Annotated in this window: 12 protein-coding genes and 1 pseudogene; 5 read left to right on the top strand and 8 right to left on the bottom strand. The window is 54.0% G+C overall.

What is annotated here, in order from left to right; all coding sequences use genetic code 11:
• The first annotated feature begins 390 nt into the window (after window positions 1-390).
• Entirely contained in the window at window positions 391-2,403 is a 2,013-nt protein-coding gene (locus tag J4D97_RS21555; protein WP_208309390.1) for an OmpA family protein, read from the top strand.
• Window positions 2,404-2,566: 163 nt separating this feature from the next.
• Here J4D97_RS21555 and floA read toward each other — a convergent pair whose 3' ends face one another.
• The 4 genes from floA to proS all read right to left on the bottom strand — a co-directional run bounded on the left by floA (window position 2,567) and on the right by proS (window position 7,716).
• Window positions 2,567-3,535, bottom strand: coding sequence for a flotillin-like protein FloA (gene floA, locus J4D97_RS21550; RefSeq protein ID WP_208309389.1), 969 nt, complete (start codon window positions 3,533-3,535; stop codon window positions 2,567-2,569).
• A gap of 66 nt (window positions 3,536-3,601) precedes the next feature.
• Window positions 3,602-4,066: an NfeD family protein gene (locus tag J4D97_RS21545; RefSeq protein WP_208309388.1), complete on the bottom strand. Its 465-nt coding sequence runs from the start codon at window positions 4,064-4,066 to the stop codon at window positions 3,602-3,604.
• 148 nt (window positions 4,067-4,214) lie between these two features.
• On the bottom strand, window positions 4,215-6,125 hold the full coding sequence (locus tag J4D97_RS21540) for a hypothetical protein (RefSeq protein ID WP_208309387.1): 1,911 nt from the start codon (window positions 6,123-6,125) through the stop codon (window positions 4,215-4,217).
• Between the two features lie 115 nt (window positions 6,126-6,240).
• Window positions 6,241-7,716, bottom strand: a complete 1,476-nt coding sequence (gene proS / locus J4D97_RS21535) for a proline--tRNA ligase (RefSeq protein WP_185281947.1) — start codon at window positions 7,714-7,716, stop codon at window positions 6,241-6,243.
• A gap of 199 nt (window positions 7,717-7,915) precedes the next feature.
• Between proS and J4D97_RS21530 the strand changes: the two genes are divergently transcribed.
• Together J4D97_RS21530 and J4D97_RS21525 are read left to right on the top strand one after the other, a co-directional pair.
• Complete coding sequence (locus J4D97_RS21530) at window positions 7,916-9,127, top strand: hypothetical protein (RefSeq protein WP_208309386.1); 1,212 nt, start codon at window positions 7,916-7,918, stop codon at window positions 9,125-9,127.
• Between the two features lie 49 nt (window positions 9,128-9,176).
• Window positions 9,177-10,697 carry an OmpP1/FadL family transporter gene (locus J4D97_RS21525; protein ID WP_208309385.1) on the top strand — a complete coding sequence of 507 codons (1,521 nt, stop codon included), beginning with the start codon at window positions 9,177-9,179 and terminating at the stop codon, window positions 10,695-10,697.
• Window positions 10,698-10,773: 76 nt separating this feature from the next.
• On the opposite strand, the gene J4D97_RS21520 is transcribed toward J4D97_RS21525, so the two are convergent.
• From J4D97_RS21520 to J4D97_RS21510, 3 genes are all read right to left on the bottom strand, one after another.
• The gene (locus tag J4D97_RS21520; protein ID WP_208309384.1) at window positions 10,774-11,763 is read right to left on the bottom strand and encodes a hypothetical protein; all 990 of its coding nucleotides are present in this window, start codon (window positions 11,761-11,763) and stop codon (window positions 10,774-10,776) included.
• Window positions 11,764-11,872: 109 nt separating this feature from the next.
• A complete protein-coding gene (locus J4D97_RS21515; RefSeq protein WP_208309383.1) occupies window positions 11,873-13,336 on the bottom strand; it encodes a POTRA domain-containing protein in 1,464 nt (487 codons plus the stop codon).
• Window positions 13,323-13,715, bottom strand: a complete 393-nt coding sequence (locus J4D97_RS21510) for a BlaI/MecI/CopY family transcriptional regulator (RefSeq protein ID WP_185281952.1) — start codon at window positions 13,713-13,715, stop codon at window positions 13,323-13,325. Before J4D97_RS21510 ends, J4D97_RS21515 begins: the two co-directional genes overlap by 14 nt.
• Window positions 13,716-13,961: 246 nt before the next feature.
• Here J4D97_RS21510 and J4D97_RS21505 point away from each other — a divergent pair, with 246 nt between their 5' ends.
• On the top strand, window positions 13,962-15,398 hold the full coding sequence (locus J4D97_RS21505; protein WP_208309382.1) for an energy transducer TonB: 1,437 nt from the start codon (window positions 13,962-13,964) through the stop codon (window positions 15,396-15,398).
• A 19-nt stretch (window positions 15,399-15,417) separates the two neighbouring features.
• Here the strand turns inward: J4D97_RS21505 and J4D97_RS21500 are convergent, their stop codons facing one another.
• Window positions 15,418-16,401 carry a glycosyltransferase family 2 protein gene (locus tag J4D97_RS21500; RefSeq protein ID WP_208309381.1) on the bottom strand — a complete coding sequence of 328 codons (984 nt, stop codon included), beginning with the start codon at window positions 16,399-16,401 and terminating at the stop codon, window positions 15,418-15,420.
• Between the two features lie 283 nt (window positions 16,402-16,684).
• Between J4D97_RS21500 and J4D97_RS23650 the strand changes: the two are divergent.
• Window positions 16,685-16,913: pseudogene (locus tag J4D97_RS23650) on the top strand (transposase); the annotation flags it as partial.
• Window positions 16,914-16,929 lie beyond the last annotated feature (16 nt).

Below are 16,929 nucleotides of genomic sequence, written 5' to 3'. Positions count from 1 at the left end.
GAGCTGGTTGATAACAGCGGAAACCTGATACCAGGCCCGTTCAATTCGGTTACGCGCACATTCACGCTGCAACCCTAGCTTTAGGGCCATACCACATGTTAAAAGCCCGGCCGCAACAAGTGCGACCGGGCTTTTACCATTTACCTGCAACCCTGGCAACAAGCACAGGTGGTGGCAGTGCCATTCTGGGTATTATTCAAAAAATAACCACTCAACTACGTGCTTGGTAGTAATTTGGCGCGGCTTTCGCGGGGCGCCGGAACTACTCCCAGTCCGTAGAGGTATCTGTTGAGTCAGGAGGGTTATTGGGGTGATACGTCGGCAGGTCGACACGTCTTTATTCGCAGATTTAGTACAAGAATGATGAGGAAACTCTTTCTTTCCTTGGGGTTGCTGATAGGAATTGGTAGCACGGCGCAGGCACAGCACGCTGTGTGGGCTTCGAAGGTAGTAGCGGTATCGTCGCAGAAATCAAGCGGCAAAGAGGCTTTTTCCCCCGACAAAGTGCTGGGCGAGCCTAATGCGCTACCGCTCGGCCAGATCAGTAATGAAGCATGGATTCCCAAAAAAGAAGGGAAAGACGAATTCATTGAGGTGAAATTCTCGAAGTCTTTGGTAGCTAAGCAGGTAACGGTCGTGGAAAACTTCAATCCAGGGTCGGTTACCAAAATTGAGTTGGTCGATACGCGCGGTGGTCGGCATCAAGTATATGAAAACACCAAACCTGGCACGCTGGGCGAAGCTTTTCGCTCCTTGCAGGTAACGTTTTCGCCGGGCACCTACCGCACCATTGGGGTAGTGGTTACGATGAATACCAAGGAGGTGAATGGGGTAAACCAGATTGACGCCATTGGTATTGCCGACGTGGCCGAAACCATGGTGAAGCAGCAGTTCAAAGCCGACCCCAATGCCGCTAAGTTCGACTCGACGATGGTGAACTTGGGGCCGAATGTCAACTCTAAATACGTTGATACGCACCCCATAATTTCGCCTGATGGGCGCACGCTCTACTTTGCCCGGCAGGAGAGCCCCCAGAACACCGGCGGCACCAGCGACGCGCAAGACGTATGGTATGCTACCCTCAACAATGCTACGACCAAAGCCTGGAACCCAGCCAAGAACCTGGGCGGGCCTGTAAATACCCCCAAAGACCCCAACGGGGTAGCCGCCGTATCGGCCAACGGGCAGCAGTTGCTGGTAATTGGCGTATACCGCCCTGATGGTACGCTGGAGCCGAAGGGGCCTAGCACCACGCGTCGCACCGTAACGGGCTGGAGCAAGCCCGTGCCGGTGGTAATTGAGGATTATTACAACGACGACCCCGAAAACGTGGATTACTGCCTGGGTACGTCGGGCAAGGTGATGCTGATGGCCGTGCAGCGCAAAGATGGTCAGGGGAGTCAGGATATTTACGTCAGCTTTCTGAATGAAGACGGAAAAGCGTGGAGCCGCCCCCGCAACCTGGGGCCTATCGTAAACACAAAGAAGGCAGAGTTTGCCCCTTTCTTGGCCGCCGATGGTAAGACGCTTTATTTTGCTTCCGAGGGCCATGGGGGCTTTGGCAAGAGCGACATCTTCTACAGCAAGCGTCTGGATGATAGCTGGACCAAGTGGAGCCAGCCACGTAACCTGGGCCCGAACGTTAACTCTCCTGACTTCGACGCTTACTATACAGTATCGGCGGCTGGCGAGGATGCCTATCTGGTTTCAGCTCGCAATGGTACGGGCGGTTCCAAGGATATTTTCCGCATTGCCCTTACGCCCCGCTTCAAGCCCGAAACCGTAACGCTGGTGCGTGGACAAGTGCTGGATGCTGTGACCAAAAAGCCCGTTGGTGCCGTTATTCACTATGAAAACCTGCTTACTGGTGAGGAGCTAGGGGTAGCCGAAGTGAATCCACAGGATGGTTCTTACACCATTGTACTACCCTCTGGTGTACAGTATGGCTACCGCGCCGAGGCTACTAACTATCTGGCAGAAAGCGACAACCTGGACGTAACCGACCGGCAGAACTACTCCGAAGTGACGCAGGATTTATTTCTGGTGCCTTTTGCGGTGGGTTCTACCATCAAGCTCAACAATATCTTCTTTGCCCAGAGTAAGTACTTCCTGCGCGAAAACTCCTACCCTGAATTGCTGCGTTTGGTACGCATTCTGAAGGATTATCCGGAAGTGGAAATTAAAGTGGAAGGCCATACCGACAACCAAGGCGACCCGGCCCTGAACCTGAAGCTGAGCCAGGACCGCGTAAACGAAGTGAAGAAGTACCTGGTATCGAAGGGCATTGCGGGTAGCCGCATCACCACCGAAGGCTATGGCGATACCAAGCCCATTGCCAGCAACGATGAAGAGGAGTCCCGCAAGCTTAACCGCCGTGTAGAATTCCGGGTTACAAAGAAGTAAGAGGGTAGTAGAGTAGCTCGCCTCCTGTCTGTCATCCTGAATGCAGTGAAGGACCTTCTCACGCAAGAACGACCGTCATAAAAACGACTCGTTTCAACGTGAGAAGGTCCTTCACTGCATTCAGGATGACAGACAGGAGGCGAGCTACTTTATAAGCTTATCATTAGCTAGACTTTGGTCCGTCGGGATTGGCGATAGAGTCGCGCATATCGGTGTCGGACTGGATATTGCGCATTTTGTAGTAGTCCATAATGCCCAGGTTGCCAGAGCGGAAAGCCTCGGCCATGGCCTTTGGTATTTCGGCTTCGGCATCAACTACGCGGGCCTTAGCTTCCTGGGTTTTAGCACGAAATTCTTGCTCCATAGCCACAGCCATGGCGCGACGCTCCTCGGCACGGGCTTCGGCTACCTTGAGGTCGGCAGATGCCTGATCGGTTTGCAGCTTGGCTCCAATGTTCTCTCCGATGTCGATATCTGCAATGTCGATGCTCAGGATTTCGAAGGCGGTACCTGCATCTAAACCCTTTTGCAACACCAACTTCGATATTTTATCGGGGTTCTCGAGTACTTCTTTGTGTGAGAGCGACGAGCCAATGCTGGTGACGATGCCTTCGCCTACCCTGGCCAGAATAGTTTCCTCGCCGGCGCCGCCTACCAGTTGCGTGATGTTGGCGCGCACCGTTACGAGGGCTTTAGCAATAAGCTGAATGCCATCCTGGGCAACGGCGGCCACGTTGGGGGTGCTGATTACTTTTGGGTTGACGGAGGTTGTGACGGCTTCGAATACATCACGGCCAGCCAAGTCGATGGCGGTGGCCTGCTTGAAATCGAGCGGGATGTTGGCCTTGTCGGCAGAAATCAAGGCTTTAATAACTTTAGGCACGTTGCCACCAGCTAAGTAGTGCGTTTCCAACTCGTTGGGCGTGATTTGCAGGCCCGCTTTGGAAGATGTAATCAGAGAATTAACAATCAGCGACGGCGGCACCTTGCGGACACGCATAAATACGAGTTGCAACAGACTGATGCGGACACCGGAGAAAATGGCTGTTATCCAGAGATTAATCGGGAAGAAGTACAATAGCACCAGCAGCACAATGGCCGCCACGGCAATCGGTAGAATCGGAAAATCCATGGGGTAGGATAAAGGGAGTGAAATCGAAGGGCTATGTAACTAACAACTAAAAACTGAAACGGCCGCTCAGGCTTGTTCCACCACAATGCGGTTTTGCTCGATGCGCAGTACTCGCACCGGCGTGCCAGCCGCAATAAACTCGCCGCGGGTAGTGGCCTCGCGCCGGTCGTTCTCAAACAGCACCGTGCCGGCCGGCCGTAGTGCCGAGATGGTACGACCAGCAGTACCAGGCTGCACATCGGGTCTGCGGGCATCGTGCACGTAATTGTCGTGCACCTCCGTGAGGGCGAATTTGTTCAGGTTTTTAGGCTTCAACCCAACATACACCAGCACAGCTGTGAGAAACACCGCACCGCCCAAAATGAAATGGCTGATGGGCGTGCCCAAGTCGCGGTAGCTGAACCAGATGCCTGCCGCCAGGAGCACGAAGCCCACAAAGCCCACAAACGTGGTACCCGGAATAAAAATGACCTCGGCCGCCACAAACAGCAAGCCGAACAGTAGAAGGGTAGCAATCGTGAGCCAGTCCATGGTGGAAAAGTATAGAAGGGTGATAAGGAAAGATACGTAGAAAACAACGCTTTGATAATCTATTGCTTATCAAGATAACTGTAGACAAATGAATAGATTATAAAAGACGATAACACAACAATCTAGCAGCTTAAAGCGAGTGAAAATCTCACTGAGCTGGTTGTGTTGTTGGATATATTGGTGCGTTTGGATACCACTCATACAAGGATCTGCCGTCGTGATGACGTAATAGGCGCAGGTGATGGTCTTGAATAAACGAGCGGCTTTGGTCAAACACAGTCAGCATGGTAGGACGGTTCTGGAGCGTTTCGGGGTAGTAGTTATTGCGTCCATCATAATACGCCGAGTCTAAGTAAACGAGTATGGGTCGCTGGTCGAGCTTGGCGCGCAACTCGGGTGCCATACCCTCGGGCCGGAAGATGGTGTATAGTAGCTCTGCCTGATAGTTTGCTGTACGCGTAGCCTTATGTGACATTAGTGGCAACCGGCTTAGCATCGACAACTGGTAAGTGTTATTGCAGTGCGGATCATCAGGGTCTATGGTTAACGTGTATGTGCCGTCTCCTTCGGTGCCGGAGTGATAATAGGGTAGAGGCAGAATGGCCTGGTAGCGTTGCGGATCGATCTGCCCAAGCAGCATTTGCATAGGCGCGCTTTCTTTTGGTATGGGTTGAAGCAAGTTGAAGCGTTGCGTCAGCTTTCCATAGCCGTGCACAGCATCGCGCACATCTTTGATGAAGAACAGACTCAGAATCGCCAGCAGCCAGCGGAGCTTTGGGCGTTGCCACCACTGCGAAGCGTACCAGCTAAAGCCTAGTACCAGCGCCCACCAAAACGGCCACACAAACCGCCCCAACGCCCGAAACTGCGTCACTTTATTTGTGAGCTTGTGCAGGAAGAAAAAAGGATTCAGGTAGTTGTGAATATAGTAGGCGCTGTTGTCTAGCTCATAGATTTCGCCGAGTGCAATGGAAAGCACCGGTAAGCTGGCCAGTACTAGCAAAGCCAGAAAGCGCCCCGACCCTTGTCGCCACGCTAGGCGTGGTGCTCGTTTGAAAATAGCCATCGTTCCAACGGCCAACAAGCCAAATAGCACGAAGGCGCCCAAGTAGGCCGACGATTCGTAAGGAACTGGCGCCGTGCGCTCAAATAGAAATCGGGTCTTGTTGAAGTCGTACCCGCGGAAAAAAGCGCCGAACTGAAATTTCCATTCAATCCAATCGTAGCCACTACTACCCGTGGGGCGCAGAAAGTACCATGCATCTAGCACCATAAGAAGCCCCCATGTGATAGTTAGCGCAAAAAGCAGCGTAGTGACACCGTACGTGGCTAGCTGCTGCCAGGGACGACCCTCTCGCGCCTCCGCCAACACCCATATCAAGAAAAAAAAACCTGCAAACACTCCCGTGATGCCCAGGTAATAGAAGTGCAGGTAGGATGTAATAAAAATCGTTAACCCTAATCCCACAAACCAGCGGCGCACCGGTCGGCCCTGCGTCCAGTTGGTATACAGACGCAGCAACACCCACAAGGCCAGTAGAATAGCTGGGGTATACGATAAACTCATGTGCCCTACATACAGTCGTGGCGTTTGCGGCCCCAGCCACGGCAGCCCCACGGCTAGTAGCAGCGTCAGCCACGGCACTACATCCAAACGGCGCAGAATGCTGTCTAACAATGCGGTGCTTAGCATCAAGCCACCCAAAACAAACAAGTCGTAGATATATAGTCCGTAGGGCTCTAGGATAGGAAACACCCGCACCAGCACATGCAGCAATTCCGCTACTAAGGGCGTGCTGTCAGTGTAGTACATAAACTCCCCAAACGGGTAGTTGTGTCCGCGCACTAGCATCCCATCGCTCAGAGGCTGGCGTAGAAACGACGCGATAGAGAAATAACTTTTGATGCCATCGAAGTGGGTAACAATTAGATACTGGGTAGGATGGAAGATGAGCGTGCGGAACCCGTATAGAACCAGTACTAATTGAATAACTATAGAAGCTAGTAGCCACGGATTAAGCAGCCGAGAAAAAAAGCGCGGAGCAGTGGTAGTAGGCATAATAGGAGGTTCTGAAGGCCAAAAGCGTAGGGGTGAGTAACAAAAAAGGAGTTGCGCGCCCACTAGAAAAATCTACGGGCACACAACTCCTAACTTAGCAGTAACCGGCAGTGCATCAATACGCCCGCGCAAAGTAGGCGTAGCGTGCCGAGGGCTTGCCCGTCAGCATGTCTACCCCATCTTCATCGGGCTCGTTGAGGGCTAGGCAGCGGATGGTGGCTTTGGTTTCCTCCTTGATGCGCTCCTCCGTTTCGGGGGTGCCGTCCCAGGGGGCCAGCACGAAGCCGGCAGTGGTATCGAGCACCCGCTTGAACTCCTCGTAGGTGGTTACGCGCGTGGTGTGCTGCTCGCGGTAACGCATAGCCTTGTTGTAGATATTGGTCTGGATATCCTGGAGCAATTGGTCTACGCTCTGCACGATGTCGGCCAGGGGTAGGTTCATTTTCTCCTTGGTGTCGCGGCGGGCTACCTCCACGGTACCAGCGTCCAGGTCGCGCATGCCCACGGCCAAGCGTACGGGTACGCCCTTCATTTCCCACTCGGCAAACTTAAAGCCGGGCCGCTCGGTGTCGCGGTCGTCTACCTTCACCGAGATACCACGCTCCAGCAAGCCCTGCTGCATGGGGCGGATGCGCTCCAGCAGCTCATCGAGCTGACCAGTTTTGTAGATGGGCACAATCACCACCTGGATAGGCGCCAGCTTGGGAGGTAGTATCAAGCCTTCGTCATCGGAGTGCGCCATCACCAATGCGCCCATCAGGCGAGTGCTCACGCCCCAGCTGGTGCCCCATACGTGCTCCAGTGTGCCTTCCTTCGTTTGAAACTGCACGTCGAACGCCTTGGCAAAGTTCTGCCCCAGGAAGTGCGAGGTACCGGCTTGTAAGGCCTTACCATCCTGCATCAAGGCCTCGATGCAGTAGGTTTCTAAGGCACCGGCAAATCGCTCGTTCTCCGACTTTACGCCTTTCACCACGGGTAGGGCCATCCATTCCTCGGCAAACTCGGCGTATACGTCTAGCATCTGGCGGGTTTCGGCCAGGGCTTCTTCGGCGGTGGCGTGTGCGGTGTGGCCTTCCTGCCACAAAAACTCCGCCGTGCGCAGAAACAAACGCGTACGCATTTCCCAGCGCACCACGTTGGCCCACTGGTTGATGAGAAGCGGCAGGTCGCGGTAGCTCTGAATCCAATTTTTATACGTGCTCCAGATGATGGCCTCGGAGGTAGGGCGCACCACCAGTTCTTCTTCCAGCTTGGCGTTGGGGTCGACGCGCAACTTGCCGGGTCTTTCGGGGTCTGTTTGGAGCCGGTAGTGCGTCACCACGGCGCATTCCTTAGCGAAACCTTCCGCGTTTTTCTCTTCCGCCTCGAACAGGCTTTTAGGGACAAACAGCGGAAAATAAGCATTCTGGTGGCCGGTGCGCTTAAACATACCGTCCAGCGTTTGCTGCATTTTTTCCCAGATAGCATAGCCATATGGCTTGATGACCATGCAACCCCGTACGGCGGCATTTTCGGCCAGGCCTGCGCGCTTTACTAACTCATTGTACCATAAAGAGTAATCTTCGCTGCGCTTCGGCAAACTTTTGCTCATGTTTTGGAGTATCTTTGAAAGTAGAAGTGCAAAAAAAGTCCGAAATAGTGGTAGAACATTTGTCTACCAATAGGGCACCGTTTCGGCCTCAAATTACGTTATTAAAACGAAGCATTCCTCCCGATTAGGTGAAGCGGGTAGTAAATGCACTCCACCTTCGCCTGCTTCTTCTTCTGTATCTCTCTTTCTCTACTTAGCCATGAAAAAATATTCCACTTTCATTTTATCTGCCCTGAGTGCACTAGCACTCGGCGGGTGCGCGGGCACATCGGCCCTTACTACCTCTACCGAAGACGATGGAGTGTACTATACCTCAAAGGATAAAACTACACTGACCCCTGCCGCCCAGGAGGCGCTGGATGCCCGCTACGGGCAACAGCAAACCAGCGGTGGCTACGCCACATCGGGCGATGTAAACCCCGAGTACTCCGGTGATGGCACCATGCAGGACGCTACCGGAACTACAGAATACTACGACGACGATTATGGCTATGCCTCTCGTCTGCGTCGTTTCAATAGCTCTACATACAGTGGTCTGGGCTACTCCAGCCTCGCCTATACCGACCCCTTTTGGTATGGTGGCTATAGCCCCTACGGCTTTGGCTCGCTTTACAGCCCCTTCTACTCGCCTTACTACGTCTCGGGCCTGAGTATTGGTTTAGGATTGGGCTTTGGCTCTCTCTATCGGCCGTATGGCTTGGGCTATGGCGGCTTAGGCTACGGTGGTTTATATGACTCCTTTTATGGTGGTTATGGTGGCTTGGGTTACGGCGGACTAGGTTATGGCTATGGACCGGGCTTAGGATATGGCTACGGTTTAGGCTATGGTGGTCTAGGATATGGCTCTCCTTACTACGGCGGGAATTATGGCTATGCCGGCGATACGCGTAGCCGCGTCAACTACCAGCCGCGTCGCGAGCGGAGTGCCGCCGCGTTGTCGTCGGCTCCCAATACTGGTATACGTGGTGGCCGCTCAGGTGGCAACGCGGTCTTGTCTAATGGTTCGGGTGGTGCGGTCGTGAATGGTAGCAACGGTGGTTGGAGCCGTGGTCGGGTTGTGAGCGGTGGTGCCGCTGGTAATCCCCAACGCCAGAATGCTGTGAACGTGCCCGCCGATCAGCCCAATTTGGATACCCGCTCGGGCGGGCGCCGGTGGCGTAGTGTCGATGCTGGCAGCCAAGGATATAGCAACCAGGGCAATGTAGCACAGCCTCGTCGTAACCGGCTATTCAGTGGCGATGGTCAAGCAACGCAGCGCCAAGTATACAGCCAGCCCACTCGCTCGTACGAGCAGCAGCAACCCTCACGTTCGTACAGCCAGCCTTCTCCCTCACGCAGCTCCTTCGGTGGTTCGTCCAGCGGTAGCTCAGTAGGCGGTGGCGGCGGTGGCAGCCGTGGACGCGTCCGCTAATGCATCCGGGCTTATGCTCGTAGATGTCTCATTTTCCTTTCTTTCCTGAATGAAAAACATGAAATATTGGCTAGGCTTGGCCCTTGTGGGCTGGGCCAGCCACGCTTTTGCCCAAAGTGAGCTAGATGCTTTGCGGTATTCTCAACTACAGTTTGGCGGCGGAGCCCGTACGCTCGGAATCGGTGGGGCCAACGTGGCGCTAGGTGCAGACGTTGGTAACCTGAGCAGCAACCCGGCTGGCCTGGGTTTGTTCCAACGTTCGGAGGTGAGTTTCACGCCGGGCTTTGGTGTTGGCAATACGAGTAGTGCCTTGCAGGGGAGTGGTAGCCTTACCGATTCCCGTAATAGCTTACATATTGGAAACGTAGGATTGATTTTTACTAACCGCCGTCCCGATAGTGACAACACATCGGATTGGCGTGCGGGCTCATTCGGTATAGGCGTTACGCGCATCAATGACTTCAACCAGAATTCTGTTTATTCCGGTACGGTTGGTGACCAGCAGTCACTATTCCAACGTTTGCGAGAGCCGCGCATTGACAACCAGGAAATAGACGACCAATACGCCAACAATGCCTACGTTGATCTAGACGCGCTGGCTTATGGTGGCTATTTGAATAATCTAGAGGGCGGCAACGAAGTATCTACCATCCCTCGCAACGGACCTATCACGCAGCGGGAGAGCACGCTAACTACTGGTTCGCAGTCGCAGTACGATTTTGCGTACGGGGCTAGCTACCGGGACAAGCTGTATATCGGTGGTGCCATTGGTGTTGTGGGCACACGCTATGAGATGACGCGCGATTTCTACGAGACAACCAGTGATGTAAACGTGTATTTACGTGACTACTTGCAAACACGTGGAACGGGATTCAATGCTCGTATCGGAGCCATCTATCGTGCTACAGATAGAATACGCATCGGTGCTTCGGTGCAAACACCTACTTGGTTCCGACTAACGGACACGTATAGCACACAGCTAAGCTCTACTTTCACCCCACCCAGATATATACGAGACGACGCAGGGCAAATAGTCGAGACAATTAATGGAGGTGATGCGCAAACGGGCAGCCAACAATTCTCCTACAGCCTAACTACTCCCTTCCGGGCAAATGGAGGGGTAGCAATATTGCTAGGTAAGTACGGCTTCCTAACGGGCGACGTAGAATATGTGGATTATTCTCAACCGCGCTTCCGTGATAATGCTACTGCTAATGGGACGGCTCCCGGGTACGACTACTCCAGCACGAACCAATACATCAGCGACCTGTATCGCTCTACTGTGAACCTCCGCTTTGGGGGTGAGGCACGCTACGAGGCTTTCCGGTTTCGTTTGGGATATGCCCGCTACGGCGACCCTTACCGTGCCAACGACTTCGACCGTACCCAGAATTACTATACGGTGGGCTTGGGTCTGCGGCAGCAAAACTTTTTCCTGGATATAGCGGGCGTGTACAAGTCGGCTAATAATTACTACTCACCTTATGTACTCAATGCAGGTGATCAGCCAGTAGTAAGCATCGACTCCAACCGCTTTACGACTTCCCTTACCATCGGAACGACTTTTTAAGGGTAGTGCCTCAACAAAGAAACGCCGCTACGAACATCGTAGCGGCGTTTCTTTGTTGAGGCACTTGGCTAATCATTTACTTCGTAATATGCACTTGCAGCTTGGCTGCCGGGATAGGCGTAGTAATCAGGTTTTCTACATAGATAAGCCCAAACTTAGCATCCTGCGTTCGGAAAGCATAGACGCGGCCTTTCACTAGAATTTCGGTGCGGGTAGAGGCGGGGGTAGTAGCACTGTTGTACGCAGTGGTTAGGTCGGCTGGAGAGGCAGTTGCGGCGAAGGTGCTGGCGTTTAAGGTGGTAGTGCGCAGGCGTGTGGTGCGGCGTGTGGTGCTATCTGTGGGCCATAGCGTGCTTAAAGCGGGTACCGATGAAGGCGAAGCTAGTACAGCAGAGTTATCGGCACCGGGCAGGTAGACCAGATCAATCAGTCCGTACACATCCGAATAAGGAACCCTAGGAGAGTCGGTTTGGGAGCCTATGTAGCGCGGAAACGTCAGGCCCGGTAGAAGAGCTATATATGAACGGCTAGTAAATGTGCGCGGTGCCTGCAAGCCTACCGTGTAACGGTGGTAGGCAAGCGTAGAGTCATTATTGTTTGGCCGTACGGTAATCCGGAAGCTGGCGGTGCTTGTCTGATTCTGATCATCCGTGCTTGTAAACTTCCAGGTTTCGTAGCCGGGGGTTGAACGCGTGCTAAATGTATTCTGGAAAGCGAACGTTTTCCGCTTCATACTTCGGTTAAATACGACCAGCGTATCACCTCGATCATAATGGTCTGAAATTGATAGACCGGTGTAGTCGACAGGATTTAAGCGTGGATTATATGTTACCTCAATGCGCATATTGGTCAGGTTAGGCGCGTCAGCTGTGTCTGCGTTCTGTGCTTTGGTCGTGGCTGCGAATATTTTATACGTCAGTGTATCGGCTGGCGTGTTGATAATGCGCGTGTAAGCAGTGTAGCGTGAGCCCCCCACAAAATCGAGCAACGGCCCAGAATCCAAATCGGGCTGGCAGGCGGTGAGCAGCGTGCCCAACAACAGCCACAAAGAAAAACGTAGAAGCATAGTGGGTATAAAGATCGGCAGACGAGCGCAGACTTGCGCTACCATAGCGCAAGAAGCCAGCCTGCCGACCTTAACGCGCAAAGCGGCCGGGTAGTCTTTTCAGGAGCACTTACTTCGGCTGCAACACAAATTCTATATTCACTGTTGCCGCTCCACTAGGCTGCATTACAGGTATGGGATTCACATGCACGGCGGTCGGGGCACTTGCATTGGCTGTTGCTAGCAGTTTCTGACTTTCAAAAAGTTTCTTGCGGCTAAATAAGTCCCCGGTGTGCAGAGGCAATTGAGCCAGCAACGGTGCAGTGGATACCGTAGGGGTACGAGTATCCCGCACCGTAATCTTTCCCAGTCGGGCCGTCTTTCCCTCCGAAATAGTAAAAACCAAATCCATGGTGCCATTCGGCTGCGGAACGACGCTAGGCTCAACTGAAAAAAACCAATAACCCTGGTCCATGTATAGCGACGTGACATTGGATTGCAGACGCTGGCCGAGGGCTACCGAGTCGTACGCGGCGCCGGGTGCCAGTCCCAGCGACTGCGTAAGGCGCGCTGACGATACCACCGTGTTGCCCTGCCATGTGATACGCCGGATGGTAGGGCCTGTTTGTGCGGTCGTAGGCGAAGACGAAGCGGTTGCTGTCGAGGGTGAGGTAGGCGGCAGCGGAGAGCCCGCGTAGGAAGTAACAGCCCATGCCATAGTGGCCACAGGGACAACAAGCAAAAAACGAAGTTTTTGCCAGCGGGTAGGAACAGAGGTGGTGAGCATAAGAATACGTTGCGTTAAAATGGAAGAAGAAAAAGTATGCGTCAGGCGGAAGGGAGGCTGCTGAGTCACTAGCTTTAGTAGTAGGTTGCCGTAGTGGCGAATCCCGATGCCGGGTAGTTGTGCTACAGTGGCATCGGCCAGATATTCGTGCACCTGCCGCACCTGCCGACCCAGGTAGCGCACAGCTGGGTTGAACCAGAGTAGCCAACCGGCCACCTCATAGCCCAGCAGATCCAACGTGTGGTGCTGGCGCACATGCACTTGTTCGTGCCGGAGTAACAGCTGCCGCTCTGTCTCACTAAGCGACTTATGCAGCGACGAAAGAAAAATGAACGGCCCAAAGGAAAATGCTGGTAACGTTTGCGTAGGCAACTGCACCAAGCGGCCCGTCGGCAGACGAATGCTGTCGTGCGAAGTCACCAGCGTATGCAGTTGCCGCAAACTGCGGCTCGTACGCCATACCTGATAGCAGACGCCAGCAGCGTATACTGCCAGTACCATCCACCCCAGGTTATGCAGATAATCAGGAGTATCAAGAAGTGGAGAGGTGGAGGTGGCTGCCAGCGTCCACTGTAGGGGTAGGGCAGGCAGCGGGCCGCTTGAGGCACTACCAGTGGAAGGGGGCATCCGAGAAGCAAATCCGACCAGTAACGGCAGCGCAAAGCTGGCAGCCAGGCTAACCAGCAAGTACCAACGGTTCCAGCAGAAAGTGGGCAGCTGGGCAAATACCAGTTGGTAAAGCAGCGCGAAGACCACTGTGCCGAAGCTAACCTCGGCCAGATAGAGCAGCAGGCTAGTGGGCATCATCGGTAGGGGCTGTATCGGGGGAAGCCTGGTCCAGCAGCTGGCGGAGGCGCTGCACCTCCTCAGGGCTTAGACTTTCTTCTTCTACCATAAAAGACACTAGTGCCGATGGCGAATTGTCGAAATACTGTGTCAGCATACGCTTAAGAGAAGCCGCGCGGTATTCCAGCTTGCTGATGACAGGCGAGTACTCATACGTCTTGCCGTAAGCCTTAAAACTCACATAGCCCTTGCGCTCCAGAATACGCACCACCGAAGAAATGGTGGTGTAAGGTGGCGCAGGATCTTCGTCTAAATGCTGAATAATGTCTTTAACGAAAGCCCGTTTCAGCTTCCAGAGCACATGCATAATGCGCTCCTCTGTTTTGGTTAGCTCTTCCATGTTGTAAGTGTAACGTATTTATACGTTTAATAACGTATTTATAAGTTGATTCGGTGTTCAAAATTTAAAATATGTTTTAGTAAATATTTTAAATGAATGATATAAAGACAATTGCGGTATAAATAACTGCTTAGGCGAAGGGAGATTTTATCGATAACCGATGTACATACCGTCCACCCTAGTACCATTGCTGATGCTTTCGCCCTATTTGTACCAGAATAGCTGCTGAAGCCGTTATTTTGTCTGATGCCTACCCTTCGCCTTTTGCTGCTCAGCGGCCTAGCCTCTTTCCTATTCTACAGCTGTCAGTCCGACACGCCCGCTCATACAGAGGTAGCAGACACTGAAACCGAATTACCCGTTGACACACTGCCTGCCCCCACACCCCGCCGCCTCGATACCCTAACCTGGCACCGAGTAGAGCGCCCTACCCAAGCCAATGCTCCGCTCATCCGGCCAGGAGCCGCGCGCCGCGCCATAGTGCCCCGCGACACCACCGCGCCGCCACCCGCCGAAGCGCGTCTCTACGACCTCACCCTGAAAGCCAGCGAGTACCATAAGATAGACCCTACCCACCTGGCCGAAGTGCGGGGTAGGGAAGGGACCATTGTACGCATTCCGGCGGGTACGTTGGTCGACGCGCGTGGGGAGCCCGTAACCGGCCCTGTGTTTGTGGAACTGAAAGAGTGCTACGGGCTGGCTGATGTACTGCTCTCCAACATTGTGTCCGAAACCAATGATGACCAACTGCTTATACCGGGTGGCGCAGTATTGGTGCGGGCCACGGGCAACGGCCAGTCCCTGCGCCTAGCCGAGGGCCGCGCCGTGCAGGTGGAGCTTCCGGCTTCTGCCCGATCGGGAATGCCGCTATATTATGGGCGAAGCGGGCGCCGGCAGCCTATCCGGTGGGTGGCGGCTGGCCCGGAAGCAGTAGTAGACAACCAAATATACCCAGAGGCGCAACCCATGCCCGCGTATGAGAGTGGCCCGGCTGCCCTGAACAAGCTCGTGCGCTACCCCGCCGCAGCGGCCGATAGCCACACGCAAGGCACTGTTTACGTATCGGCGGTGATTGACGAAGCAGGGCGGGTGCTAACGCCTAAGGTGCTGCGCGGCTTGGGTAGCAGCTTCGATGCGGAGGCTCTGCGGGGAGTGCGGCAAAGCTCGGGCCGCTGGACGCCCGGCCAGCGCGAAGGCCGTTTTGTGAAGGTGAAAGTGCTGGTGCCCATCCGCTTCACCCTACCCGAAACGTCTGACCTACTGGTCCGCGCCGACTCAACTGATTCGCCAACACCATCGGTAGCTGACGAAGAAGCACCGGCCGCTGATCGACAGGCATTTCGGGTAGGGCAGCTAGGGTGGGTGGCGGCTGCCCGCCCGCGTCCCGCGGCCGAAGCCGTTACTACCCTCACGGCGGCCGTAGAGCCCGACACGCACACCAGCGTACGGCTGGTACTACACGACGCGGCTACCATTGTGCTAGGCCAGCCCACCGATACGGGCTACGACTTTGTGGACGTGCCTGCCAACAAAAAGGCCGTGCTACTAGGTATCCGCTATATGAGCGGCACGCCCTACGTGGCGGTACGGGAAATCACCACCGGGCGCCATAGCAGCGAGCCGCTTAGCTTCCACGAAACCACACTGGCCGAGTTGGAGCGGCTGGTACAGGAGTTAAAATAAAGCGGACCAAAACTACTGGCTACGTTGGAAAAACAGGACCCGGATGCGTAGCAGGACTAGCGGCAGGAGCAACGCTGGTAACCGGAATATTGGTATCGGAAATAATGTAAAGCGGGCGCTGGCGCACGTTGGCCGACAACCGCGATAAATACTCACCAATAATCCCGACAGCAATTAGCTGCACGCCACCCAGAAACAGGATACTTACCATCAGCGAAGCCCAGCCTGGTTGGTAGTCGTGCACTACAAACCGCTCGTATAGCGTGTAGAGGACGACCACAAAGGCAATGCCCGATACTACAAACCCGCTGATGGTCGCAAACTTAAGCGGCGCATCGGAGAAGCCCGTGATGCCGTCCAGCGCCAGCCGAATCATCTTGCTATAGGTGTAGCCAGTAGCACCACCGGCCCGCTCGGCCCGGTCGTATTCGAGGTAGGTCTGGCGGTAGCCAATCCAAGAAATCTGCCCACGGATAAACTTGTTTTGCTCCGGCATCTGCTTGAGCGCATCCACTACCTTACGGGATATAATGCGAAAATCACCGGTATCCACAGGAATGGAAATGTTGGTAATGTTGGCTAGAATACGATAAAACAGTTTGGCCGTGAACTTCTTGGCAACACTTTCGCCCTGGCGCGAGCGGCGGCGGGCATATACTACCTCGTAGCCTTCGTGCAGCTTGTGGTAGAGCTGCGGAATCAGCTCCGGCGGGTCCTGCAAATCGGCGTCGATAATGACTACCGCTTCGCCCTGCGACAAGTCCAATCCGGCCGTGACGGCAATCTGGTGCCCGAAGTTGCGGCTGAAATCAATGTAGCGTACGCGCGTGTCGCGCTCCGTAAGAGCCTTAATCAGGCGCAGCGACTGGTCGCGGGAGCCGTCGTTGACAAAGATGAGTTCGTAGGAGCGACCTAGCGGAGCTAGTACACCACTCAGCCGGTCGTAAAGTATCTGAATGTTAGCTTCCTCATTATAGATAGGAATGATGATGGAAAGGTCCATTTGATGAGTTGAGATAGCGAGAGTAGGTAACAAATATAGAAAGATGGGTAACGTACCATCCTTATTGTCGCTCTGCACAACGCAACAAATAGTACTCTAATCGGCCTATGTTTGCTCTGGCAACATTCCAGTACTGCGCTAGTATTTAAGAAAATAGAATTCCTGTCAGAAGAGAAAATCTATTAGTGGAGAGCTCTCGTGCTGTTTATATGAGATAGTCTCAGGGTAAAGGAGGCGAATCGGGCCCTCGTCGTACAGTACCTTAAAACCCCAAATAATCACCCTGAAGAAAACCAAGTTCGCCGAGGTTCAAATCGTATTCTTCTTGCGTCCTGCTGACACGGGTCTGGCTGTAGCGAAAGTATGTCAGAAGGTGAGCATCAGCGAAGCCACCTACTACAATTGGGAAAAAATACGGTGGCCTGGGCGTATCGGAGCTGCGCCGGTTAAAGCAGTTGGAAGAAGAAAACCGGCAGCTCAAACAGCTGGTAACCGACCTGAGTCTGGACGAGTAGATATTGCAGGATG

Origin of the sequence: Hymenobacter defluvii (genome assembly GCF_017589435.1) — a bacterium.
Lineage (GTDB): Bacteria > Bacteroidota > Bacteroidia > Cytophagales > Hymenobacteraceae > Hymenobacter > Hymenobacter profundi.
Note: the sequence above shows the minus strand (reverse complement) of the source record. Positions and strands in the feature narration are given on the sequence as shown.

What these genes read in the sequence shown, in the direction of transcription:
- J4D97_RS21505 (WP_208309382.1), top strand. Translation starts at nt 13,962, where the DNA reads ATGCCTACCCTTCGCCTTTTGCTGCTCAGCGGCCTAGCCTCTTTCCTA.
- proS (WP_185281947.1), bottom strand. Translation starts at nt 7,716, where the DNA reads ATGAGCAAAAGTTTGCCGAAGCGCAGCGAAGATTACTCTTTATGGTAC.
- J4D97_RS21515 (WP_208309383.1), bottom strand. Translation starts at nt 13,336, where the DNA reads ATGATGCCCACTAGCCTGCTGCTCTATCTGGCCGAGGTTAGCTTCGGC.
- floA (WP_208309389.1), bottom strand. Translation starts at nt 3,535, where the DNA reads ATGGATTTTCCGATTCTACCGATTGCCGTGGCGGCCATTGTGCTGCTG.
- J4D97_RS21530 (WP_208309386.1), top strand. Translation starts at nt 7,916, where the DNA reads ATGAAAAAATATTCCACTTTCATTTTATCTGCCCTGAGTGCACTAGCA.
- J4D97_RS21520 (WP_208309384.1), bottom strand. Translation starts at nt 11,763, where the DNA reads ATGCTTCTACGTTTTTCTTTGTGGCTGTTGTTGGGCACGCTGCTCACC.
- J4D97_RS21525 (WP_208309385.1), top strand. Translation starts at nt 9,177, where the DNA reads ATGAAAAACATGAAATATTGGCTAGGCTTGGCCCTTGTGGGCTGGGCC.
- J4D97_RS21500 (WP_208309381.1), bottom strand. Translation starts at nt 16,401, where the DNA reads ATGGACCTTTCCATCATCATTCCTATCTATAATGAGGAAGCTAACATT.
- J4D97_RS21545 (WP_208309388.1), bottom strand. Translation starts at nt 4,066, where the DNA reads ATGGACTGGCTCACGATTGCTACCCTTCTACTGTTCGGCTTGCTGTTT.
- J4D97_RS21540 (WP_208309387.1), bottom strand. Translation starts at nt 6,125, where the DNA reads ATGCCTACTACCACTGCTCCGCGCTTTTTTTCTCGGCTGCTTAATCCG.
- J4D97_RS21510 (WP_185281952.1), bottom strand. Translation starts at nt 13,715, where the DNA reads ATGGAAGAGCTAACCAAAACAGAGGAGCGCATTATGCATGTGCTCTGG.